Raw genomic sequence first — 23,044 nt, forward strand, 5'->3', positions numbered from 1 at the left:
GTAGGAGCCCGAGGAATGGCAAGAACGACGCTACGTATCTCCATGCTCGCGCCATTCGGTATCCGTCCGAAGGGCACGCTCTCGGCGCGCATGCTGCCGCTTGCCCAGGCGCTTGCGCGCCGTGGGCACACCGTTGGCATCGCCGCGCCGCCAGTGCAAAACCCGGAAGATGCGGCCACCCGCATTGTATACGGCGGCGTTCCAGTTACGCATATCGCTTTATCGCAACTGCCCCAGCCGGCACACGGCGCGCAGCAAGTTCTCGCGCTGTATCGGGCTGCGCTCGCCGATACGCCCGATGTCGTGCACCTGTTTAAGCCCAAGGGCTACAGCGGCCTGGCGGCGCTGCTGCTGCGGGCGCTGCGCCCGGAGGTGCCGCTGGTGGTGGATAGCGACGACTGGGAGGGGCGCGGCGGCTGGAACGAGCTGCTGCCATACCCCAAGCCGGCCAAGTGGCTGTTCGACTGGCAGGAGCGCGACCTGCCGCGCCGCGCCGACGCGGTGACGGTGGTGAGCCACACGATCGAGACGCAGGTGTGGGGCTTTGGCGTAGCGCCGCAGCGCGTCGTCTACCTGCCCAATGGTGTCGCAGGCGGCGCGGGCGAAGCAGCGATCGGCGAGCGCCCGCCAGCGTGCATCCTGCTGTACACGCGCTTCTGGGAGTTCGACCTGCGAGAGCTGGTAGCTGCGCTGGTGGCGATTGCGGCGCAGCGGCCGGATGCCCGGCTGCTGGTGGTGGGCAAAGGCGAGCGCGGCGAAGAGCGTGAGTTGCTGCGGCTGGCCGAGCGTGCTGGCGTGCGGGCGATGATCGACTACCGCGGCTGGGCCGAGCCGGCGAGCATTCCGGCGCTGCTGGCCGGCGCGACGCTAGCGATTGTGCCGATGCGCGACACGCTGATCAATCGGGCGCGCGGGCTGGCCAAGCTGCTGGAGCTGATGGCGGCCGGGCTGCCGATCGTGGCCGGGCGCGTGGGGCAGGTGGCCGAGTACATGGAAGATGGCCGCAGCGGCATGCTGGTGGCGCCCGGCGATGCGGGGGCGCTTGCAGCCGGTGTGCTGGCGCTGCTCGGAGACGCGGCGCTGCGCGAGCGGATGGCGGCGGCGGCGCGCGAGCGGGCGCTGACGGTGTATGCGTGGGATCGGCTGGCGCTGTGGGCCGAGGCGGCCTACCGGATCGCCTGCCGGCGCTAATACCGGCAAGCTGTTACCGTTTCGTTACCAAAACGGCATGGCACATCCGCCGCCGCCCGCTACAATAGGCGCGAAGGCTAGTGAAGGGTAACGTGCGGCGTGAGCCTACCAGCCACAGATAATCTGCGGCGCTGTGCGACGAACTGGCGCCTCTGGCTGCTGCTGGCGCTGGCGGCGCAGTTCGCAGCGCTGCAGCTTGCCACCGGCGTCGAATACCTCGACGCGCCGCGCAACCTTCACTGGGGGTTGTACCTGCTCGAACAGCCGCGCTTCCTGCTCGACGCCGACGACTCCTACGATCGCATTCACGGCTTTGTGCCAAGCCCGCCAGCCCTGGCGACCGCCGACGCGCTGGTGGGCCGCAGCGCGCCGCTGCACCCGTGGTGGGGGCCGCTGTACCTGATGCTCTTCGCGGCAGCGTGGCAGCTCAGCGGCTCGTATACGCTGCTGCGCCTGGTGTCGCCAGTGGCGGCCGGCGCGGTGGTACTGGGGACATACGCCTTTGGCGCGCGCTATTTCGGCCGCCGCGCCGGGCTGCTGGCCGCCGGGCTGCTGGCGCTGTTCCCGCTGTTTCGCGAGCATGCCACAATGGCCTTTGCCGAGCCGATCTCGGCGCTGGTGCTTGGCGCGGCCCTGTGGGCGTTTCTGGCGCGTCGCACTGCCTGGGCCATGTTGCTGGGCGCGCTGGCGATGCTCGGCAAGATCGACATGATCGCGCTGTTCTTTGGCAGCGTGCTGGCGCTGGTGATCTGGCCAGGCCGCCCCGATGCCGAGCGCATGCCCCGCAAGCACGTGGCGCTGAGCCTGGCCGCGCCGCTGCTGGTGCTGCTGCCCTGGCTGGCGCTGACGCGGCTGGTGTTCTCCCGGCCGGCCACCGTGGCTGGCGGGCCAAGCCTGGCGGTGTTCCGGGCGCTGGCGCCGCTGATGCTCGATCAGTTCTTCACCCTGGCGCGCATCCCCACGATCGCGACGCTGGCGCTGCTGGCGGCGCTTGCCGCCTGGGCCTGGCTGCGGCGCGGTGCCGCGCGGCCGGCGGTGTACCGGATGCTGGCCGTGTGGGCGGCCGGCGGCGTGGCCGTGCTGCTGGTGTACAGCGCCGCGCCTGGCGCAAGCAACAACCCGCGCGTGCTCATCCCGGCGTTGCCGCCGATCGTGTTGCTGGTTGCCGACGCGCTGGCGCGGCTGCCGCGGATCGTTGGCCGCGCGGCGCTGGCCTACGTGCTGGTGCTATTCGTGCTGGCTGACGCGGCCGGGCTGTGCTACCAGGTGCTTGAAGCCAGCGCGCTGAATGCGACCATGCCGGTGTGGGCGGCGCTGGGTGGCCAGCCGCGCGGCTTCGTGCTGACCGATCAGTACTGGGAGGCGACGCTCTACGCCCGGCAGCCGGCGACGTGGTTCGAAAACGACCCGGCGTTTCAGCACGCGATTCTGTGGGATCGGGAGCGCTTTCAGCAGTATGTTGCGGCGAACGACATCCGCTACGTCGTGCTGCCGCGCGACGATCGGCTGAATGAGCGGCGGCTGAACGAGCCGCTGGCGCGCTGGTATGCGCGACTGCCGCTCGGCCGCGCGCTGGGCTGGCCAACCGCGCCGCTGGTGTCGCCCCAAGTGCGCCAATACCTGGCGGCCCAGCCGAGCGCGACCGCTGGCGACTATATCATCTTTACACTTGGCAAGCCTGAACTGCCTTCGAAGCAGGGCGATAGCCAAACCGGGCGTAAATTCCTATAGACGCTTGCGCCCGCCGGATCATACAATCGGATCAGCGTATGATACCAACTCAGTTTGATCACTTATAGAGTGTGTTGCACGACGTGGCAAAGTCACGTCGTGCAACACAATAGAAAATTTGGGGGCGGCGAAGCCACCAAACCCCACCAAAGTGTAAGTAATCAAGCGAATTTGGTATGACAGTAGGCAAGGTGAGAGAAGCCATGGCAATGCCACCGCGAATGCCGGGCGGCCAGCATCCCGCGATCGAATGGCCCGAGCCCGCGCTGCGCGCGCCTGCCGCGCCAGCCATCCCAACCGACGACCCGGCCGCGGCGCTGGCGTTCTGCCGCCAGCTGGCCGTGGCGCTCGGCGGCGCGCCGCTATTCGGCGCGATCGGCGCGCCGGAAACCGCCGAGCCCGAGCGCCCCGAGCTTTCGGTGGTGATCCCGGTGTTCAACGAAGAAGACAACCTGCGCGAGCTGTACAGCCGCCTGAGCGCCGTGCTGCCTGCGGCCGGCGGCAGCTACGAGATCATCTTTGTCGACGACGGCAGCCACGACGCGAGCCTCCCGCTGCTGCGCAGCTTCGCCAACGCCGACCCGCGCGTGCGGGCGGTGGAGCTTGCGCGCAATTTTGGCCACCAGATCGCCATCAGCGCCGGGCTCGACCACGCGCGCGGCGACGGCGTGATTGTGATGGACGCCGACCTGCAGGATCCGCCCGAGGTGCTGCCAGAGTTCATCGGCAAGTGGCGCGAGGGCCACGACGTGGTGTACGCCATCCGCGAGGGCCGCAAAGAGAACATGCTCAAGCGCGCGGCCTACGCGGCGTTCTACCGGATACTGCAGCGGGTGGCGAATATCGAGATCCCGCTTGACGCCGGCGACTTCTGCATCATGGACCGGCGGGTGGTGGACCTGCTGGTGGGCATGCCCGAGCGCAACCGCTTCGTGCGCGGCATCCGCAGCTGGGTTGGCCTCGACCAGGTGGGCCTGGCGTACGAGCGCCACGCGCGCCACGCCGGGCGGCCCAAGTTCACCTTCACGCGGTTGATGTACCTGGCGCTGGATGGGCTGGTGTCGTTCAGCTATGTGCCGCTGCGGGTGATCACCATGCTTGGCCTGGCGGTATCGCTCATGTCGATCGTTCTGGCGCTGTTCTACGCGATCAAGAAGCTGACAGTCGGCTTGAACCCGCCGGGCTTTGCTACGCTGGTGGTGGCGATCTTTTTCCTGGCGGGCATGCAGCTGATCACCATTGGCGTGATTGGCGAGTATGTCGGGCGGATCTTCGAGGAAGTGAAGCGGCGGCCGCTGTATATTGTGCGGCGGGTCAGCGGCGGGCGGAGCTGATGCGCATCCTCATGCTGAACAACGAGTATCCGCCGTTGGGCGGCGGCACCGGAACGGTGAACCGCGCGATTGTGCGCGAGCTGGCGCAAGCGCCCGAGCTGACGATCGATCTGATTACCTCGGCGCTTGGCCGCGCGCCCGAGCAGGCCGAGGAGGCCGGGCGGGTGCGCGTGTTCAAGGTGCCGGTGAACAACCAGAACCTGCACCACTCGTCGAACCGCGAGCTGCTGGCCTACGCGGCGCGCGCGCTGCTGCTGGCGGCGCGGCTGCACCGCGCCCAGCCGTACGACCTGTGCATGGCCTGGAGCGCGGTTCCGGCCGGTGGGGTGGCGCTGGCGCTGCGGCGGCGCCTGGGCTTGCGCTACATCGTGCGGGTGTGCGGCCCCGACATCCCCGGCTTCGAGCGGCGCTACGGCGCGCTCTACCCCGTGCTGACGCCGGCCATCCGCGCGATCTGGCGTGGCGCCGAGGTTGTGGTGGCCAAGTGCGCGCGCGAGGCCGAGATGATCGGCGCGGTCGACGCGCGCGTGCCGGTGATGCTGGTGCCGAATGGCGTCGACCTGGCGGCCTTTCGGCCGGCGCCGATCGCCGAAGGCGGGCCGCTGCGGCTGATCTGCGTGGCGCGGCTGATCGAGCGCAAGGGCCAGCCCCAGCTGATCGAGGCGATTGCCCGGCTGGCCACCGAGGGGCTGGACGTGCGCGCCGAGCTGGTGGGCACCGGCGACGCGCAGGCCAGCTATGCGGCGCTGGCGCGGCGGCTGGGCGTGGCCGAGCAAGTGAGCTTCGCGGGCTACGTGCCGCGCGAGGCACTAGCCGAGCGCTACGCGGCGGCGCACGCGTTTGTGCTGCCTTCCTACAACGAGGGCATGAGCGTGGCCACACTCGAGGCGCTGGCGGCCGGGCTGCCGCTGGTAGTGACGCGCACTGGCGGCACGGCCGAGCTGGTGGACGAGCCGGCCAACGGCCTGACGTTTGGCTGGGGCGACGTAGACGCGCTGACCGCGCATTTGCGGCGGCTGGCCGCCGACCGCGAGCTGGCGCGGCGCATGGGCGCCGCCTCGCGGCAGCGCGCCGAGCGCTTCGGCTGGGGCGACGCGGCGCGCGGCTACGCGCGGCTGTTCGAGCGGGTGGCGCGGCGCGTGCCGACGGCACTAGAAAAGCTGGGGATCTAGCATGTGCGGAATTTGCGGGCAGCTACTCTCCGAGCGCGGCAGCCCTGCCGACCAGGCGCTGCTGCAGCGCATGAACGACACGCTGGCCCACCGCGGCCCCGACAGCGCGGGAATGTACGTGCAGGGCCGCATCGGCCTGGCCATGCGCCGCCTGGCGATTATCGACCGGGCCGGCGGCGACCAGCCCGTGGCCAACGAAGATGGCTCGATCCTGCTGGTGTTCAACGGCGAGATCTACAACTTCCGCGAGCTGCGCGCCGAGCTGCTGGCCTACGGCCACCGCTTTGCCACCGGCAGCGACACCGAGGTGATCGTGCATGCCTACGAGCAGTGGGGCGACGGCGCGCTGGAGCGCCTGCAGGGCATGTTCGCGCTTGCGCTGTGGGACGCGCCGCGCGAGCGGCTGCTGCTGGCGCGCGACCGCATGGGCGAAAAGCCGCTGTTCTGGCACCACTCGCCGGCCGGGCTGGCGTGGGCCTCCGAGGCCAAAGCGCTGCTGGCGCTGCCCTGGGTGACGCGCGAGGTCGACACGCTGGCGCTGCACCACTACCTGTCGCTGCAGTACACCCCCGACCCGCTGACGATCTACCGGAGCATCCGGCAGCTGCCGGCCGCGCACAAGCTGGTGGTCGAGCGCGGCGGCGCGCCGCAGATCGAGCGCTGGTGGCAGCTGGCGTTTGAGCCGAAGTGGCAGCTGAGCGAAGCCGAGGTGCTGGCGCAGGCGCGCGACCTGCTGGGCAAGGTCGTCGAACGCCAGCTGGTGGCTGAGGTGCCGCTGGGCGCGTTTCTCAGCGGCGGGATCGACTCGTCGATCATTGTGGCGCTGATGGCCGAGCGCCTGAGCGAGCCGGTGAAGACCTTCTCGATCGGCTTCGACGAGCGCCACTTCTCCGAGGCACCGTTCGCACGCATGGTCGCCGAGCGCTACGCCACCGACCACCATGAGTTTATCTTTCGCCCGAGCGACCTCGCCGCGCTGGTTGAAGGGGTGATCGCCGCCACCGACGCGCCATTCGCCGACCCGGCGGCCCTGCCGCTATACGAGCTGGCGCGCCAGACGCGCAGGCACGTGACGGTGGCGCTCAGCGGCGACGGCGGCGACGAGACGCTGGCGGGCTACCGACGCTACGCGCTCGACCAGCTGCTGCGGCCCTACTCGGCGCTGCCCGCGTGGGTGACGCAGCAGGCCGTTCCGGCGGTGGCGGCCTGGCTGCCCGAGCCGGCCTGGATCCCCGAAGACCGCAACCCGATCGCTGGGCTCAAGCGGCTGGGCCAGTTCTCGGCCACCAGCCACAAAGCCTCGATCGCGCGCTGGGGCTCGTATTTCGGCCATGCCGACAAGCTGGGGCTGTACAGCGACGATATGCGCCGCGCATTTGCGAACGCGGACACGGCCGACGTGCTTGCGGCGGCGTTTGACCAGGCACGCGCGGAGACGCTGCTCGACCGGACGCTGCACGCCGACCACGCGACCTACCTGGCCGGCGACCTGCTGCCGAAAACCGATCGCATGACCATGGCGCATTCCGTCGAAGCGCGCGCGCCATTCCTCGACGCGGCGTGGGTCGAGTGGACCGCGCGGCTGCCGCAGCGCTACAAAATGCGCGGAATGCAGACCAAGTGGCTGCTCAAGGCCGCGTTTGGCGAAAAGCTGCCGCCGGCGATTGCGGCGCGCGGCAAGCAGGGCTTCGGCGTGCCGGTGGGCCAGTGGCTGCGCCACGAGCTGCGCGGCTGGGCGCGCGAGCGGCTGATCGGCAACCGCGCGCTGGCTGCGTGGTTCCGGCCTGCGGCGATCGAGCAGCTGCTGGCCGAGCACGACAGCGGCCGCGTGAACCACGGCAAGCGGCTGTGGGCGCTGCTGATGGTGGCGGTGTGGCAAAACCAGATCAGCAAAGGAAACTCCTGATGCGCATCTTTGATTTCGGCGCGAACTGGCAGTCGTTCTCCGAGCAGCGTGTCGACGCAGGCCGGCTCGACACAGCCGCGCAATCGCTCAAGAGCCTGCTGCGGCGCGAGACGCTGGCCGGCTGCAGCGTGCTCGACGTCGGCTGTGGCAGCGGCCTGTTCGCGATCGCGGCGGCGCGGCTGGGCGCAGCGCGGGTGGTGGGGGTCGACGTGAACCCGCGCTGCGTCGAAGTTTCGCGGCAGAACCGAGCGCGCCTGGCGCCAGACGCGCCGGTTTCGTTTGGCGAGGCCTCGGCGCTCAGCGCGAGCGACATGGCGGCGCTTGGGACTTTTGACCTGGTGTATGCCTGGGGCTCGCTGCACCACACCGGCGCGATGTGGCAGGCCATTCGGATTGTCGCGCGGCAGGTGGCGCCGGGCGGCACGCTGGTGCTGGCGATCTACAACCGGCATATCACCTCGCGGGCCTGGCGGGCGATCAAGTGGTTCTACAACCAGATGCCCGCGCCGGTAAAGCAGCTCATGGCGATCGTGTTCGCCGGCATTATTTACCTGGCCAAGCTGGCAGTGACGCGGCGCAACCCGCTGGAGAAAGAGCGCGGCATGGACTTCTGGTACGACGTGATCGACTGGATCGGCGGCTACCCCTACGAGTACGCCACGGCCGCCGAGATCACGGAATTTATGGCCGGCATGGGCTTCAGCGTGCGGCGCGTGGTGCCGGCGCAGGTGCCGACCGGATGCAACGAATTTGTACTCGAGCGCGCGCGCTAGCCCGAGAGCGTTCCCAGGCGCGGCACGAATATCGACAAAGGAGCCTCCCAATGCACGAGATGAGCGTCGAGCAGTACAACCAGGGCTGGGACAGCAAGTGGGACGACATGAAGAAGTACGGCCCGATGTCGCGGCACATCCGGCGCAATATCACGCGGCTGATCCGCCCGCTGGCGTTTACATCGGTGCTGGATGTGGGCTGTGGACAGGGCTCGTTTCTGCAAGAGCTGCGCGCTGAATTCCCGCAGATCAAGCCATACGGTACCGACATCTCGCCCTCGGCAGTTGAGCTGGCGCGCAAGAAAGTGCCTGGCGGCGCCTTCTGGGTGCTCGACGCCACCAAGGAGCACCTGCCCGAGCGCTTCGACCTGATCGTGTGCAGCGAGGTGCTCGAGCATATCCCCGACGATCTTGGCGCGCTGCGGCATATCGCTGCGATGACCGGCAAGTACCTGGTGATCTCGACGGTGCAGGGGCGCATGCGCCGCTTCGAGCCCGCCCAGGTGGGCCACGTGCGCAACTACGCGCCCGGCGAGCTGGTTGGTAAAGTCGAGCAGAGCGGCCTGCGCGTGCGCCGCGTGGTCGAGTGGGGCTTCCCGTTCTACTCGCCGCTGTACCGCGACTTTCTGGACATGACCAACAGCCAGGGTACCACCGGCGCGTTCGGGCCGGGCCGCAAGCTGCTGTCGCAGCTGATCTACGGCCTGTTTCTGCTGAACTCATCGCGCCGCGGCGACGAGATCTTTGTGCTGGCCGAGCGAGCCGACTAAGCGATGAGCGAGCTGCTGCGACAACCCGAGAGGCCGAGCGCGGCGTGGTGGCGCGTAGGGCTGCGCTTGCTCCAGGCGCTGGTGACCGCCGGCCTGATGCTGTGGCTGCTGCGGCAGGTTGAGTGGGCCAGCGTAGCCGCGCTGCTGCGCCAGATGCGCTGGGAGATGATCGCGCTGGCGGTGGTATGCCTGCTGGTGAACCACGCGATCAATGTGCTGCGCTGGCGGTACCTGCTGGGCCGGCCGGCGCCGGGCCTCGGCGCGCTGACGCGCTGGTACGCGATCGGGCTGTTCAGCAACAACTTCCTGCCCACCGGTATCGGCGGCGACGGCGTGCGGGTGGCGCTTTCGAGCCGGGCGGTGGCGCTGGGCCGGGCGATGCTGGCTGTGCTGCTCGACCGGCTGGTAGGCCTGGCGGCGCTGAGCGTGCTGGTGGTGCTCGGGCTGCTGGCAGGCCTGCCGGATGGGCTGCGGCCCGGCGCCGATCTGCGGGTGGGCCTTGGCCGCTTGAACCTTGCCGCGCTGGCGCTGTGTGGCCTGGCGCTGTGCGGCCTGGCGGTGTGGGCGCTGCCAGGGCTGCGCCCGCGCCTGGCGGCGCGGCTGCGTGGCTGGGAGTTCCCGCGCTGGAGCGCGTGGCAGTGGCTGGTGCGGCTAGGCGCGGCGTACGCTATCTCGGCGTTCGCGCAGCTGTGGATCGTGGCGGCGATCTGGGCGATGCTGGCGGCCTTGCGCGTGGCCGCGCCCTGGCCAGCGGCAGTGTGGCTCGTGGCGCTCAGCAGCCTCTCGCTGCTGCTGCCGATCGCCGTCAACGGTATGGGCGTGGTCGAAGGCGTGTATGTGCTGGTGCTGGCGAGCTACGGCGTGGCGGCTTCGACGAGCTTCAGCCTGGCGCTGGCGGTGCGCCTGCTGGGCCTGCTGATCAGCCTGAGCGGCGGCGCGCTGCTGCTGGGCCGGCCGGCGCTCGAAGCCGAGGTGCGCCAGTGAGCCGCGCGCGCCGGGCGGCGCCGACGGTGCTGGTGGCCGGGCTGCTGCTGCTGGCCGGCCTGTGGGGCCTGGGCGCGGCCAGCCCGTGGTGGGACGAAGGCTGGACGCTCTCGGTGGCGCGCACGTGGGTTGAGCGCGGATTCTACGGGCGCCTGCAGCTTGGCCAGCCAGCGGCGCCGGGCCTCGAGGCGGCCTTTCCGGTGACGGATCTGGTGGCGCTGAGCTTTCGGCTGTTCGGCGTGGGCGTGTGGCAGGGCCGCCTGCCGATTGTGCTCTGCGCGGTCGGCGCGCTGGCGCTGATGTTCGAGCTGGCGCGGCGGCTGCATGGCCGGGCTGCCGCCTGGGCCACGCTGTCACTGCTGCTGCTGCCGCCGCACGGCCAACTGAACGGCCTGCTGATGGGCCGCCAGGTGCTGGCCGAGCTGCCGATGCTGTGCTACCTGCTGGCCGGGTATGCCAGCCTGCTGCTGGCGCTGCGCCGGCCGATCGCCGGCCTGCCGCTGGCGATTGTGTGCCTGGCGCTCGGGCTGCTGGCAAAGCTTCAGGCCGTGCCGTTCGTGCTGGTGTCGCTGCTGCTGCCGCTGGCGCTGCTGCTGCTCCAGCGGCGCTGGCGGCCGGCCGCGATCCTTGCGGCGGCGCTGGCGGGCGCGTGGTTTGGCGGCTACGCGCTGGTCGCCGGCCAGCGCGCGCTGGTGGCGGGCCATACTCTGCCGCCGGTGGCGCTGCCCGGCCTGGTGTCGGTGACGGCGCTGGTGCCGTCGCTGGCGCTGCGGCCGGTGGTGCTGCGCACCGTGTTGGTGTACGCGCTGCCGCAGCTGCTGGGCATCGCCGTGGCGCTGTGGCAGTTCGCATGGCGCGAGCGGCTGCGGCTAGACAGCCCGGCGGCGATCGTGCGCTGCGCGCTGCTGCTGTTCGCGGCCAGCTGGATGGCCTGGTTTGCCGGCTTCTCGATCGGCTGGATCCGCTACCTGCTGCCGGCGACGTTTGTTGGTAGCCTGTTTGCCGGCGAACTGCTGGCGCGGCTATCCGGCGGCAGCCCGCGCGCCGCAATCGGGCGCGTGGCGGCGGCGCTGCGCGCGCGGCGGCCAAACCGGCCGGCGCTGGGCGGGCTGCTGGCGCTGGCGCTGCTGGCGGCGCTGCTGCCGAGCGGGGTGCTGGCGCTGGGCCGCGGCTATGCCGCGCCCGACGGCTCGGCCATGCAGGCGGCGGCCTTCCTGAACACGCAGACGCCGCCCGGCGCGCGGATCGAAACATACGAGACCGAGCTGCACTTTCTGCTCGATCGGCCGTACCACTTCCCGCCCGACCAGGTGCACGTGGCGATCGACCAGCGCGTGCTGCTCGGCCGCGACGTGCCGCTCGGCTACGACCCGCTGGCGTTGGCCCCCGACTACGTTGTCGTCGGGTTGTTCGGGCAGTTCTCGGGGCTATACAACGCGATTATTTCGGATCGATCGTTTCGGCTGATCCGCAGAGATGGCGTGTACGAGATCTATGAGCGCATACGCGGCTAACCGGGCTTCGTCGCTGGCGCTACGCCAGCTTGGCGATAGCATGTTCGTGGCGCTGCTGACGCTGCTGGCCGGCCTGTGGAACCTGGCCGGGCCGGGCATGTGGTGGGACGAGGGCTGGACGCTCTCGGTGGCGCGCAGCTGGGTCGAGCGTGGTTTGTATGGGCGCCTGCAGCTTGGCCAGCCGGCGCCGCCGGGCCTTGAGGCGGCCATCAGCGTTACCGCCCCGGTGGCGCTGGGTATGCGGCTGTTTGGCGTTGGGCTGTGGCAGGGCCGGCTGGCCGGCGTGCTGTTTCTGGCCGCGGCGCTGGCGCTGCTGTTCGAGCTGGCGCGCCGGCTGTACAACCGGCGCGTGGCCTGGGCGGCGCTGTTTGTGCTGCTGCTGACGCCGATGCACCCGCAGCTCCACCCGCTGCTCAACGGCCGCCAGGTGCTCGCCGAGACGCCCATGCTCATGGAGCTGCTGCTGGGCTACCTGGCGCTGCTGGCGGCGCTGCGCGGCCGGCGCGCATGGATCCTGGCGGCGGCGCTCTGCTGGGGCCTCGCGCTCGCCACCAAGCTGCAGGCCCAGCCGTTCTGGCTGGCCTCGCTGGCGCTGCCGCTGCTGGCGGCACTGCTGCGGCGGCGCTGGGCCGACGCGGCGCTGATTGCCGTGGGGCTGGCCGGCGCGCTGCTGGCGGCGCGCGGGGTCGATTGGCTGCGCGGCGCACTGCTGGCCGGGCACACACTGCCGCTGGTGCCGATCAGCGGGCTGTATGAGGTGATGGCGTTTGTGCTCACTTCGTTCAATCGGGCGGTGGCCCTGCGCATGACCCTGCTGCTGGCGCTGCCAACGCTGTTCGGCCTGATCTACGCGGCTTTGGGCGTGCGGGCGATTGGCTTGTCTGCGGCTGAGCCGGGCGGTGAAGCCTGGCCGCGCGACCTGCTGCGGCTGGCGCTGCTGGGCATGGCCGGCAGCTGGCTGGCGTGGTACACCTTGCTGTCGGTGGGCGTGCCGCGCTACCTGTACCCAGCCACATTCTTCGGCAGTGTGTTCGTGGCGGCGCTGCTGCACGACATAACCGGCGGCTTCGACGCACGCGTGGCGCTGGCCCAGGCGGCCGGGGTGCTGCGCGGCCGCTTCAGCCGGCGCGGAATGTCCACCTGGCTGGCGCTGCTGGCGCTGCCGCTGATGGTGATGATCACGCTATTCACGCTGAATCGCTACTACCTGAACAACACCGACCAGTCGGCGCAGCAGGCCGCGGCCTGGCTCAACATCGCAACCCCGCCGGCGGCGCGGATCGAAACGTACGAGAGCGAGCTGCACTTTCTGCTCGATCGGCCGTACCACTTCCCGCCCGACCAGCTGCACGTCGAGCTGAACCGCCGCAGCCTGCTGCACCAGGACGTGGCGATCGACTACGACGCGCTCGCGGCCGACCCGGATTACCTGGTGGTGGGGCAGTTCGCGCGCGAGAACCGCCTGTACCAGCCGGCGATCGAGCGCGGCGATTTCCGCGCGGTGCAAACATTCGGCGAGTATGTGATCTACCAGCGGGTGCGCTAGCCAATCTACTACTACATCGAGGAGGCGGGTGTGTCGCGGTTTGTTACAGAGCCACAGCTGAGCGCGCGCAGCGGCGCCCGGTTGGCGCGGATCGACCGATCGTGGCTGTGGGCGCTGCAGCTGTATGTGGGCTACCGCGTGCTGCTCAGCATATGGGGCGCGTGGGTGAGCTTGGCCTACCCGAAGCTGCCGGAAGAGCGCAGCATCGGCCTGTGGCCGGTGGGCGCGGGCGGGCTCGGCGCGTGGCTGCAGCGGCTGCTGATCGCGCCGACCGTGCGCTACGATGTCAACTGGTATATGCGCATCGCCGAGCGCGGCTATGGCGAGCCTGGCAGCACCGCGTTTCACCCGCTGTTCCCGCTGCTGATGGCCGCGCTCGGCCGGGTGCTGGCCGCGAACTACGCGCTGGCCGGCTGGCTGATCGCGCAGGTGTGCTGCGTGGTGATGCTGATGCTGCTGTATCGCCTGGTGCTGCTCGACCACGATGAAGGCACGGCGCAGCGGGCAACGCTGTTTCTGCTGGGCAGCCCGCTGGGGTTCTCATTTCTGATACCATACACCGAGTCGCTGCTGCTGATGTGCGTCGTCGGTGCGATCTACGCGGCGCGGCGCGGGCGCTGGCTGCTGGCTGGGCTGGCTGGCGCGGGCGCGGCGCTCACCAAGCAGCCTGGCGCCGCGGTGGCGCTGCCGCTGCTGTGGGAGCTGTGGCAGCAGCATGGCGCGAGCGTGCGCGCGTGGCGCTGGCGGGTGCTCGTGCGACCGCTGGCGGGGGTCGCGCTGGTGCCGCTCGGCCTGGCCGCGTTTCTGCTGTACCGCGCCACCCTCGGCGACCTGGGGGTCTCGCTGGCGAACCCGTTCTCGGTTATCGACACGCTGCTGGTGACACCGTCGTACCGCGACACCTGGGGCGAATATTTCAGTTGGCCGTGGGAGAACCTGCTGCTGGCGATCGAGCAGATCCGCACCAAGCCATACTTCTTCTTGATCTTCAACACGCAGATCATGGCGATCGCGGTGGTGCTGACGTGCTACACCATCCTGCGCGCGCGGCGCTCGTACGCGATCTACAGCGCTGTGCTGCTGATCATGAACTTGTCGATTGTGTACCCGCTGTGGCCGTACATGGGCATTATCCGCCGCTTTACGATCATCTTCCCGCTGTTCATCCAGCTGGCGGTGTGGGCCCGCTCGCGGCGGGTTGCGCTGCTGATCGTCTGCGCCAACGCGCTGCTGTGGGTGTATATCAGCGAAGCATATATGCGGCTGGCGTTTGTTCCGTAGGGACTCGGAAAGCCCACAGCATCCCGCTTGGTGGGAGGCCTGGGGGCGGCTTTGCCGCCCCGCAGATGCTCTTTCGCGCTGTGGCCGAGCCGCCGCTCGGCCACAGCGTGAAAAACGAATATCTTTGGAAGGTCGCAGACCCTCCAAACCTCCCGCTGGATGATGACCGATTTCCAAGCCCCTTAGAAGCTGTTTGAAAAGGGTGGTTTGGAGGGACTTCGTCTCCTCAAGTTTCCACTTTTTCTGGCGGGTGGCGGCATATTCGTGGCCGCCACCCGCCAGAAAGGAGATGCGAGGGGCTATGCCCCTCGCGCGCGCCCGCCAATAGTGACGTTTGGGCGATGCACGAAGGTTATGAGCGGGACGATTACACAGCCTAACGATGTTTCGGCGCAGCCGCGTATGCGCGTGCGGCCGGCGCTGCTGTGGGCGATCGTGGCGCCGCTGTGCGTGCTGGGCGCGCTGCAGGTGCTGCTGGCCTGGGGCGAGATTGTGTCGAGCGGCATGGACATCCAGCAGGACTATATTGCCGGGAAGCGGCTGCTGGCGGGCGGCGATATCTATGCGCCGATCGCGCCGGCCGAGGTGTCGGCGCTGGGCGTGCACGAGGAGTATGGCGTGGGAATGCGCCAGAATGTGCATCCGCCGCCGACGGCGCTCGTGTTCGCGGCGCTGGCTCTGCTGCCGTTTCCTCTGGCGGCGCTGCTATGGACGCTCGGGTCGGTGGTGCTGCTGTTTGGCGCAGCCGGGCTGCTGGCGCGCGAGCTGGCGCTGCCGATCGGTGGGCCGTGGCGGTTGATCGGGCCGCTGCTGCTGCTGAACTGGTACCCGGTGTGGCTGCACCTGCATGACGGGCAGTTCACCATCCTGCTTCTGGCGCTGGTTGCCGGCGCGTGGTGGTGCGAGCGGCGCGGGTACGCGTGGCTGGCCGGGGCGTTGCTGGGCGCGGCGGCCGTGCTGAAGATCTACCCGGCGCTGCTGCTGGCCTACGCGCTGCTGCGCCGGCGCTGGCGCGTGCTGGGCGGGGCGGCGCTGGTAATGCTGGCGCTGGCGGCGGCAGGGCCGCAGCAGTGGGCCGATTACTTCACGCGCGTGGCGCCGGCCAATGCTGCCGAGTGGATGCCCAACCTGCGCAATGCCTCGCTGGCCAGCATCAGCATGCGGCTGTTTGTCGGCAGCGCCGAGGTGCGGCCGTTCTTCGCAATGCCCTGGCTCGAGCCGCCGCTGCGCGCGCTGCTGTATGCCCTGGCGGGCGGGCTGCTGGCCTACGCGCTGTGGCGCCAGCGCCGCGCCGACGACCTGGCGGCCGGCTATAGCCTGTGTGTGTGCGGTATGGCGCTGCTGGCGCCGCTGACGTGGGATCACGCGTTTATCTTTCTGCTGATGCCCTTCGGCTACATCTGGCGCGAGGCCCGCGCCGACACCGGGCGCTGGCGCGGCTGGGCGATCGGCCTGATGATCGCGGCGCTGGCGCTGTCGCTCTTCCCGACTGAGCTGGTGTTTGTCAACTTGAAGCGCGCCTACCAGCTGCGGCAGATGCCGCCGTGGGTGCATTTTTATGCAGTTGGCGTGTGGGTGATGCTGTGCGGCTATGCCGCCACGCTGCTGGCCAGCCTGCGCCGGCGAGCTTCGTAACGCCGATCGGCATATCTACCGAGGAATCAGCTATGCTTGACCTGCTGCGATCGATCTTTCAGATCGACTGGCGCATTTTCATGGCCGGAGCCGAGGCGTGGTTGGGCGGGCAGAGCCCGTACGCGCGCCTCGCTTCGGATACCTTCGGGCGCTTCGGGCCGGGCGCGTTCGCCTACCCGCCCACCGCGCTGCCGTGGCTGGCGCTGTTCGTGCCGCTGGGCGCGGCCGGCTACTACCTATGGACGCTGCTCGAGCTGGCGCTGTGGTGGTTGCTGATCCGCAAGACGCAGCGCTCGCAGCTGCTGCTGATCTGCTGGTCGCCGCTGATTTTGCACCTGGTCGAGGGCCAGAGCACATTCATGGCCATCCTGGTGGTGTGGGCTGCCGCGCGCGCGCCGCAGCGCGGCTGGCTGTGGGGCCTGGCGCTCGCCTGGGCGCTCACCAAGCCGCAGGCCGCGATTGCGCCGGTGCTGTGGCTGCTGTGGGGCGACCGGCAGTCGCCGCTGCGCGCGCGGCTGTGGGGCGGCCTGCTGCTGGGCACGCTGCTGCTGGCGCTGCCGCCAACGCTGGTGAACCCTGGGATCTGGCGCGAGTGGCTGCTGTCGCTGCCGGCCTACCACGCGCGGATCTTGCAGATGGGCGCCTGGCAGGGCTTCAGCGTGTTGCTGTTCGCGCTGGCGGCCTGGCTGTGGTACAGCAGCCGGCGCGGCGGCTGGCAGTGGTGGCTGGCGGCCGGCGCCTTCCCACAGACGAGCTTCTACAGCATGGTGGCGCTGATGCCGGCGCTGCGCCCGCGCCCCGATAACTGGACGCTGGCCGGGTTGGCGCTGGCCGGCGTGCTGCAAGGCCCAATGCAGCTCGACCTAGCCGGTGGCACCTCGCTGGTGCTGCTGCCGTGGATCCTGTGCGGCCACCTGCTGGCGGCCTGGATGATCGCGGGCGGCACGAAGCGCCTGCCTGCGCCCGCGCGTGCCGCTGCCAATCGCGGCGAGGTGGCTTGATGGCCTCGCGCGAGGCCACGCTTGCGCCAGACGAGGCGGCCGGCGCGCGGCGGGCGCGGCTGCTGAACCGCGCGGGGCTGGCGCTGGCGCTGCTGTGGGTGGCGCTGATCGGCCTCACGCTGGCGCCCGACCCCGACGACTTCCAGTTCTACTGGCAGGGCGCGGCCGCGATCGCGCGCTATGGCGACCCGTACTTCCTGATCCACGGCAACCAGCCGGCGGTCGCCTATGTGTACCCGCCGCTGTTCGCCTACCTCATCCTGCCGCTGGGCTGGCTGCCGCTGCGCGCCGCGCAGCTGGTGTGGTTCGGCCTGAATGTGCTGATGCTGGCCGTGCTGCTGGCCACCTGCGTGCGGCTCAGCGGCTCGGCGCTGGCGCGGCGCTACTGGGGCGTGCTGGCGCTGCTGGCGCTGCTGGCCCCGCCTACGCGCCTGAGCCTGCAGCTGGGCCAGGTGAGCATCCTGATGGCGCTGGTGATGGTTGGCGCGCTCGCGCTGGCGCGCAGGCGGCCGTGGGCCAGCGCGGCGCTGCTGGCGCTGGCGGCGCTGGTGAAGATCTACCCGGCGGCGCTGAGCGGCTATTTCCTGCTGCGGCGGCGCGGCGTGCTGGCGCGCGCCCTGGTGGCCGGCGCGCTGCTCGTGGCGCTGTCGCTGCTGGTGCACGGCCCAGCGCCCTATAGCAACTACCTCAGCAAAGTCGTGCTCGGGCGCGATTACCCATACTTCGGCGAGCATAATATTTCGCTCTACGGCTTCTGGGGCCGGCTGCTGACCGCGAGCGACTACGGGGTGCCGATCGCCGATGTGCCCTGGCTCGCGCGCCTGCTGACGCTCGGCTGCGCTGCTGCGGCGCTGGCGCTGTGCGCGTGGGCCAGCCGCGGCCCCACCACTGCGCTGGCCGAGCAGCTGCGCTTTGGCGCGTGGCTGTGCGCCATGATGCTGATCTCGCCCTCGAATGGCGCGTACACCTTTGTGGTACTGCTGCTGCCGCTGCTGGCGGCCGTGCGCGCGCTTGAGCTGCGGCCAGACAGGCGCGCGCGCGCGTGGCTGGTCGTTGGCGCGGCGCTGGTGTGCTGGCCGCCCGCCTGGACCGACTGGCAGCCCTGGCTGTACAATCGGCTGCATATTGGTTTCGGGCTGCTGCTGCTCACGCCCGCGTTCTACGGCCTGCTGCTCTGCACCGGCCTGCTGGCCTGGCTGGCGCGTCGCGAGCAGGCGCCGCTTGATGCCAACTCCGTTTGATCCCTATTTTCGGGGCGGCATTGCCGCTCCGAACCCCCAGCATACAGTAAGGGATTTGGAAATTGATCATCATCCAGCGGGAGGTTTGGAGGGTCGCAGATCCTCCAAAGGTATTCGTTTTCGCGCTGTGGCAGAGCCGCCGCTCTGCCACAGCGTGAAGAAGCATCTCGGGGGCGGCTTTGCCGCCCGAGCCACCACCAAGCGGGATGCTGTGGACTTTCCGAGTCCCTAAGAAGCTGTTTGAAAAGGGTGGTTTGGAGGGACGAAGTCCTCCCAAGTATCCACTTTTTCTGGCGGGTGGCGGCCACGAATGTGGCCGCCACCCGCCAGAAGGAAGTGCGAGGGGCTATGCCCCTCGCGCACCCCTTTTCAAATAGGCTCTAAGTGATCAGCCGGATGTGATATGAGCCGTGAGCCGCCGCAGATATGCTATCATAGCCGCCGTTACCTGGCCTACCGAGGGAATGTATGATCGATCTGGCGGCAACCTTCGCCTCTTTCCCACAGCTTGAAACCGAGCGCTTTATTCTGCGCGCGGCCGAGCCCGGCGACGCGCCGGCGATCTTCCGGATCATGAGCGATGCGCGGGTGACGCGCTACTTCGGCCGGCTGCCGATGACCGCGCCCGCCGAGGCCGACGAGCATGTGCAGGCGCTAGAGCAGTCTTTTCGCGAGTGGAACGGCATCCGCTGGATGATTGCGCCGCGCGCGGGCGGCGCGCTAGTGGGCAGCTGCGGTTTCTGGCGGCTGCTGGTGCCGCACGCGCGCGCCGAGGTGGGCTACGAGCTGGCGCCGGAGTGGTGGGGCCAGGGCGTGATGACCGAGGCGCTCGCGGCGATACTCGGCTTTGGCTTCGGCACGATGCGTCTGCACAGCGTCGAGGCGCAGATCCACCCGGCCAATATCGGCTCGCGCCGCGTTCTCGAAAAGCTTGGCTTCGTGCGAGAAGGCTACTTCCGCGAGAATTACTTCGATGTCGCCGAGGCGGGCTTCACCGATACGGCGGTGTTCTCGCTGCTCCAGGCCGACTGGGAGCGGCGCCACGAGGCGCGCCCATGAAGACGCGCGAGCGTATTCTAGCCACCGCGCTGCGGCTGTTCAACGAGTCCGGCACCGCGGCAATATCGACCAACCACATCGCCGAGGCGCTGGGCATCAGCCCTGGCAATCTGTACTATCACTTCCGCAACAAAGAAGAGATCATCCGCGCGCTGTTCGAGCAGCAGTTCGATTACACCGACAAGCTGTATGCGCTGCCGCAAGACCGGCTGCCGTCGCTCGAGGATCTGATGGGGCTGGTGCGCGCGACTTTCGTGATGAGCTGGGAGTACCGTTTTATCTACCGCGAGCTGATCGCGCTGCTGCGGCGCGACGATCTGCTGCAGCGGCGCTGGGCCGAGGTGCGCGCGCGCGGGTTCGCCGGCTTCCACGCGCTGTTCGGCGAGTTCGTGGCCGCCGGCGTGCTGCGCTCGACGGGCGACGCTGCCGTGGTCGAGCGCGTCGCCGATCTGTGCTGGCTGCTCAGCGAGTACTGGCTGCCCAGCGTCGAAGTGAGCGGCGTTCCGGTCGAAGAGGCTCAGTTCGAGCGCGGCATCGAGCTGATGATGCAGGTGCTCGCCCCGTATATCGCCGCGCCCGCGAGCTAGCCTGCGCTCCCGCCGAACGGCTCTCTGCCCCAATCTAATAAGTGTAGGAATTACGCAGCTGCGCTGTTCGACTTCCCAAAGCCGTGCATGGTGCCTGCGGCAGCATGGAGGTTTTTGATCATCGTGTGTCCATTTTCCGCGCGGAGCGCGGAAAATGGACACATCCAAAGAGAAAGTACGGCTCTGCCGAAGGCTGAGTACGCCAACTGCGTAAGTCTTAGAAGCTGTTTGAAAAGGGTGGTTTGGAGGGACCTCGTCCCTCGAGTATCCACTTTTTCTGGCGGGTGGCGGCCACGTTCGTGGCCGCCACCCGCCGAAGGGAAGTGCGAGGGGCTGTGCCCTTCGCACTTCCCCTTTCAAACAACCTCTTAAAGTGATCAAGCGAAGAGCGTATCAGCCTGCGGTGAGCGCGAGCGTGGCCAGCGAGTGTGGCGGCAGCTCGACGCGCCAGGCGCCTGCGCCGTCGGGCGTGGCGCTTATCGGCGCGGGCGCGACCCGATCGGGCGCCGCCGCGCTGTTGCCGTCGCGTGGGCTGGCCGATGCCAGCAGCAGCCCGGCCATGTCGCCGGACGCGCCGCCGCAACGCAGCCGCACGCTGGCGGGCTGGCTGTAGTGCCGGTTGATCAGCGTTACCGCCAGGCCGGCCGCCGAGCGCGAGGCGCAGGCGCTCACCGCGCTGGCGCCGTCGTCTAGGCTGGTGCCGTGCTCGACGGCGACCGGCAGCGCGGTGGCGCCGATGTGCGGCGCATGCAGCCGCAGCGCGTGGTAGGTGGGCGTGAGCCACATCGCCGCGCCATCGGTCATCACCGGCGCCTGAAGTACGTTTACCACCTGGGCCAGGTTGGCCATCGAGAGCACGCCGCACTGGCGATGGAAGCCTTCGAGCGCGACAGCGGCCGCCAGCCCGTCGCGCAGCGTGTTGGCCTGCTCGTACGTCACCGGCATGCGCGGCAGGCTGGTGCTCGGCCCCCAGGTGCGCGCCTCGGGGTGCCACACGCCCCACTCGTCGAGCGCGATGCCGACGCGCCGCAGGCCGCCGGTGGCGTCGTGCAGGATCGCGGCGGTGCGTTCGACAAACGCCTCGGTGGCGTGGGCCTCGGCCAGCAGCGCGTAGTACTCGGCCTCGCCAAACTCGGTCTCGGGGCCGCCGTTCACCCAGTAGCAGTGAATCGAGATGTGGTCGACCATGGCGATATGCCGGCCGATCGTCGTCAGCAGCGCGGCGTTCCAGCTGTCGTCGTAGCCGCACACCACCAGCTCGGCCGATGGGTCGACGTGGCGCAGCATGGTGGCGTAGCGCACATACTCGCGCGCGTAGCTGGCGGCGTCGTAGTTGCCGCCGCAGCCCCAGTTCTCGTTGCCGACTCCCCACAGGCGCACGCCGAACGGCTCGGGCGCGCCGTTGGCCGCGCGCATCCGGCCGAGCGTGGTGCGCACCGCCGTGTTGCAGTACTCCATCCAGTCGCACAGCTCCTGCGGCGTGCCGCTGCCGACATTCCCCGCCAGGTAGGGCTCGGCGCCGATCTGGGCGCAGAGCCACAGGAACTCGTGCGTCCCCAGGCTGTTGTCGTCTTCCACCTGCAGGCCGCACGACATGCCGAGGCGCACCGGGCGCTCGGCGGCGGGGCCGATGCCATCGCGCCAGTGGTAGTGGTCGGCGTAGCAGCCGCCGGGCCAGCGCAGCAGCGGCACCGGCAGCGCGCGCAGCGCGGCCAGCACATCGGCGCGGAAGCCGTTCTGCAGCGGAACATCGCCGCTGCGGTTGCCGAGCCACATGCCGTCGTAGCAGCAGCGGCCGAGGTGCTCGGCGAAGTGGCCGTACAGGCGCGGCGAGATCATGCCGAGCGGCGTTTCGGTTTGGATGGCGAGCGTGGTGTCGAGCATGGGTTCTACTCCTGTGATTGTACGCAGTTGCCTTGTTCGGCCTCTCAATGCGGCACGTTTGCCTGCGGCGCTTGATGTTCGTCGCGGCTCAGTGCGAAAACTGCGGCAGCCAGCGCGCCTGCTCGGCTAGCATTTCGCTCACCAGCGCGTGGATCTGCGGTAGCGTGCATACTGCGGCGCTCAGCGGGTCGAGCATGACGGCGTGATATACCGCCTCGCGCCGGCCGCCGAGCGCCGCCTCGACGATCAGCTCCTGCACGTTGATGTTTGTGCGGTTGAGCGCGGCCAGCTGCGCCGGGTAGCCGTCCACGCGCGTCGGCTGGATGCCGCTGCCGTCCACCAGGCAGGCCACCTCGACGCAGCAGCCCGGCGGCAGGCTCGCAATCAGGTCGCGGTTGGGCACATTGCCGTTGATCCGCAGCGGCTGGTTCATCTCGATCGCCTCGATGATCCGCGAGCCGTACTCGTGGGTGCGCTCGGCCGGCGGGGTTTTGCTGCCGGCGATCAGCGCGGCGAACTCGCCCTGCGCCAGCGCCTGGCGCTCGACACAGTGGCGCAGGTAGCCGCCGGTGCGCCCGTAGTCGAACCAGCCGTCGTTGCTGTTGGCGAAGCGTGGCGCCAGCTCGTCGTTCACCATCGCGGCGCTCTTGCGGAAGTAGGGCACGTACTCGCTGGCGTGTCCGCTCGACTCGGTGACGAAGTAGCCGAAGTGTTTCATCATGTCGATGCGCACCGGCTCCTGGCCGTAGATCGCCGGGTCGTCAATCGCTTGCCGGAGGCGCGGGTACAGGTCTTCGCTGCCACGGCGGAATTCGAGAAAGAACGCCTGGTGATTGATCCCGGCGCAGCGAAACACCACCTGCTCGTAGGGCACGCCGATCCAGCGCGCCAGCATCTCGCTGGTGCCTTGCACGCTGTGGCATAGGCCTACGTGCGGCCGCCCGGTGGCGCGGTCGTAGGCCCAGCAGTTTGCGGCCATTGGGTTGACATAGTTTAGCAGCAGCGCGCCGGGTGCCAGCGCGTCAAGCTCGCGGCCCAGCTCGATCAGCACCGGGATGGTGCGCAGCGCGCGGAATACCCCGCCGGGGCCGAGCGTGTCGCCGACGCACTGCTCGATGCCGTAGCGGCGCGGCGTCTCGATGTCGAGCGCGTAGGCCTCGAGGCCGCCTTGCTGGAATGTGGTGATCACATAGTCGGCGCCCTGCAGCGCCGCGCGCCGGTCGGTGGTGGCCTCGACGCGCGCCGTGAGCTTGCGCGTGTCGATCAGCGCCTGTACCAGGTCGCGCGCCTGCGCCAGCCGCGTGGCGTCGATGTCCATCAGGCTGATCGTGCTGCCCTGCAGCGCCGGCGTGAGCAGGATGTCGCTGCATAGGTTGCGCGTGAACACGACGCTGCCCGCGCCGATCAGGGTGATCTTGGCCATGGGGTGCCTGCT

18 protein-coding genes are annotated in these 23,044 nt (G+C 69.3%); 16 read left to right on the forward strand and 2 right to left on the reverse strand.

Annotated features, from left to right (window positions below; all coding sequences use genetic code 11):
* Positions 1-15: 15 nt before the first annotated feature.
* The 16 genes from U0177_RS26295 to U0177_RS26370 all read left to right on the forward strand — a co-directional run bounded on the left by U0177_RS26295 (position 16) and on the right by U0177_RS26370 (position 19,725).
* Positions 16-1,191, forward strand: a complete 1,176-nt coding sequence (locus tag U0177_RS26295; RefSeq protein WP_409573650.1) for a glycosyltransferase — start codon at positions 16-18, stop codon at positions 1,189-1,191.
* A 99-nt stretch (positions 1,192-1,290) separates the two neighbouring features.
* Positions 1,291-2,922, forward strand: coding sequence for a hypothetical protein (locus U0177_RS26300; RefSeq protein ID WP_409573651.1), 1,632 nt, complete (start codon positions 1,291-1,293; stop codon positions 2,920-2,922).
* Positions 2,923-3,125: 203 nt separating this feature from the next.
* A complete protein-coding gene (locus U0177_RS26305) occupies positions 3,126-4,256 on the forward strand; it encodes a glycosyltransferase family 2 protein (RefSeq protein WP_409573652.1) in 1,131 nt (376 codons plus the stop codon).
* Positions 4,256-5,428: a glycosyltransferase family 4 protein gene (locus tag U0177_RS26310; protein WP_409573653.1), complete on the forward strand. Its 1,173-nt coding sequence runs from the start codon at positions 4,256-4,258 to the stop codon at positions 5,426-5,428. The genes U0177_RS26305 and U0177_RS26310 overlap by 1 nt, the downstream gene beginning before the upstream one ends.
* Before the next feature lies 1 nt (position 5,429).
* Positions 5,430-7,334, forward strand: a complete 1,905-nt coding sequence (gene asnB / locus U0177_RS26315; RefSeq protein ID WP_409573654.1) for an asparagine synthase (glutamine-hydrolyzing) — start codon at positions 5,430-5,432, stop codon at positions 7,332-7,334.
* On the forward strand, positions 7,334-8,107 hold the full coding sequence (locus U0177_RS26320) for a class I SAM-dependent methyltransferase (protein ID WP_409573655.1): 774 nt from the start codon (positions 7,334-7,336) through the stop codon (positions 8,105-8,107). The genes asnB and U0177_RS26320 overlap by 1 nt, the downstream gene beginning before the upstream one ends.
* A gap of 50 nt (positions 8,108-8,157) precedes the next feature.
* Positions 8,158-8,877 (forward strand): class I SAM-dependent methyltransferase, encoded by a 720-nt coding sequence (locus tag U0177_RS26325; RefSeq protein ID WP_409573656.1) that lies wholly within the window; start codon positions 8,158-8,160, stop codon positions 8,875-8,877.
* A gap of 3 nt (positions 8,878-8,880) precedes the next feature.
* Positions 8,881-9,861 (forward strand): lysylphosphatidylglycerol synthase transmembrane domain-containing protein, encoded by a 981-nt coding sequence (locus U0177_RS26330; RefSeq protein ID WP_409573657.1) that lies wholly within the window; start codon positions 8,881-8,883, stop codon positions 9,859-9,861.
* Complete coding sequence (locus U0177_RS26335) at positions 9,858-11,375, forward strand: ArnT family glycosyltransferase (protein ID WP_409573658.1); 1,518 nt, start codon at positions 9,858-9,860, stop codon at positions 11,373-11,375. Before U0177_RS26330 ends, U0177_RS26335 begins: the two co-directional genes overlap by 4 nt.
* Positions 11,356-12,921 (forward strand): glycosyltransferase family 39 protein, encoded by a 1,566-nt coding sequence (locus U0177_RS26340; RefSeq protein ID WP_409573659.1) that lies wholly within the window; start codon positions 11,356-11,358, stop codon positions 12,919-12,921. Before U0177_RS26335 ends, U0177_RS26340 begins: the two co-directional genes overlap by 20 nt.
* Positions 12,922-12,951: 30 nt before the next feature.
* On the forward strand, positions 12,952-14,202 hold the full coding sequence (locus U0177_RS26345; RefSeq protein WP_409573660.1) for a glycosyltransferase family 39 protein: 1,251 nt from the start codon (positions 12,952-12,954) through the stop codon (positions 14,200-14,202).
* A gap of 354 nt (positions 14,203-14,556) precedes the next feature.
* Entirely contained in the window at positions 14,557-15,837 is a 1,281-nt protein-coding gene (locus tag U0177_RS26350) for a glycosyltransferase 87 family protein (RefSeq protein ID WP_409573661.1), read from the forward strand.
* Between the two features lie 32 nt (positions 15,838-15,869).
* Positions 15,870-16,838 (forward strand): hypothetical protein, encoded by a 969-nt coding sequence (locus U0177_RS26355; protein WP_409573662.1) that lies wholly within the window; start codon positions 15,870-15,872, stop codon positions 16,836-16,838.
* A complete protein-coding gene (locus tag U0177_RS26360) occupies positions 16,838-18,079 on the forward strand; it encodes a glycosyltransferase family 87 protein (protein ID WP_409573663.1) in 1,242 nt (413 codons plus the stop codon). Before U0177_RS26355 ends, U0177_RS26360 begins: the two co-directional genes overlap by 1 nt.
* A 468-nt stretch (positions 18,080-18,547) precedes the next feature.
* Positions 18,548-19,138, forward strand: a complete 591-nt coding sequence (locus U0177_RS26365) for a GNAT family N-acetyltransferase (RefSeq protein WP_409573664.1) — start codon at positions 18,548-18,550, stop codon at positions 19,136-19,138.
* Positions 19,135-19,725, forward strand: coding sequence for a TetR/AcrR family transcriptional regulator (locus U0177_RS26370; protein ID WP_409573665.1), 591 nt, complete (start codon positions 19,135-19,137; stop codon positions 19,723-19,725). Before U0177_RS26365 ends, U0177_RS26370 begins: the two co-directional genes overlap by 4 nt.
* A 393-nt stretch (positions 19,726-20,118) precedes the next feature.
* On the opposite strand, the gene U0177_RS26375 is transcribed toward U0177_RS26370, so the two are convergent.
* Positions 20,119-21,609, reverse strand: coding sequence for an alpha-N-arabinofuranosidase (locus U0177_RS26375; protein ID WP_409573666.1), 1,491 nt, complete (start codon positions 21,607-21,609; stop codon positions 20,119-20,121).
* 88 nt (positions 21,610-21,697) lie between these two features.
* On the reverse strand, positions 21,698-23,032 hold the full coding sequence (locus U0177_RS26380) for an alpha-glucosidase/alpha-galactosidase (protein WP_409573667.1): 1,335 nt from the start codon (positions 23,030-23,032) through the stop codon (positions 21,698-21,700).
* Positions 23,033-23,044: the final 12 nt, after the last annotated feature.

Source organism: Kouleothrix sp., assembly GCF_046328425.1.
Lineage (GTDB): Bacteria > Chloroflexota > Chloroflexia > Chloroflexales > Roseiflexaceae > Kouleothrix.

Excerpts from the sequence above, each read along its gene's own strand:
- U0177_RS26295 (WP_409573650.1), top strand. The coding sequence starts at position 16 with ATGGCAAGAACGACGCTACGTATCTCCATGCTCGCGCCATTCGGTATC.
- U0177_RS26305 (WP_409573652.1), top strand. The coding sequence starts at position 3,126 with ATGGCAATGCCACCGCGAATGCCGGGCGGCCAGCATCCCGCGATCGAA.
- U0177_RS26310 (WP_409573653.1), top strand. The coding sequence starts at position 4,256 with ATGCGCATCCTCATGCTGAACAACGAGTATCCGCCGTTGGGCGGCGGC.
- asnB (WP_409573654.1), top strand. The coding sequence starts at position 5,430 with ATGTGCGGAATTTGCGGGCAGCTACTCTCCGAGCGCGGCAGCCCTGCC.
- U0177_RS26320 (WP_409573655.1), top strand. The coding sequence starts at position 7,334 with ATGCGCATCTTTGATTTCGGCGCGAACTGGCAGTCGTTCTCCGAGCAG.
- U0177_RS26325 (WP_409573656.1), top strand. The coding sequence starts at position 8,158 with ATGCACGAGATGAGCGTCGAGCAGTACAACCAGGGCTGGGACAGCAAG.
- U0177_RS26330 (WP_409573657.1), top strand. The coding sequence starts at position 8,881 with ATGAGCGAGCTGCTGCGACAACCCGAGAGGCCGAGCGCGGCGTGGTGG.
- U0177_RS26340 (WP_409573659.1), top strand. The coding sequence starts at position 11,356 with ATGAGCGCATACGCGGCTAACCGGGCTTCGTCGCTGGCGCTACGCCAG.
- U0177_RS26350 (WP_409573661.1), top strand. The coding sequence starts at position 14,557 with ATGAGCGGGACGATTACACAGCCTAACGATGTTTCGGCGCAGCCGCGT.
- U0177_RS26355 (WP_409573662.1), top strand. The coding sequence starts at position 15,870 with ATGCTTGACCTGCTGCGATCGATCTTTCAGATCGACTGGCGCATTTTC.
- U0177_RS26360 (WP_409573663.1), top strand. The coding sequence starts at position 16,838 with ATGGCCTCGCGCGAGGCCACGCTTGCGCCAGACGAGGCGGCCGGCGCG.
- U0177_RS26365 (WP_409573664.1), top strand. The coding sequence starts at position 18,548 with ATGATCGATCTGGCGGCAACCTTCGCCTCTTTCCCACAGCTTGAAACC.
- U0177_RS26370 (WP_409573665.1), top strand. The coding sequence starts at position 19,135 with ATGAAGACGCGCGAGCGTATTCTAGCCACCGCGCTGCGGCTGTTCAAC.
- U0177_RS26375 (WP_409573666.1), bottom strand. The coding sequence starts at position 21,609 with ATGCTCGACACCACGCTCGCCATCCAAACCGAAACGCCGCTCGGCATG.
- U0177_RS26380 (WP_409573667.1), bottom strand. The coding sequence starts at position 23,032 with ATGGCCAAGATCACCCTGATCGGCGCGGGCAGCGTCGTGTTCACGCGC.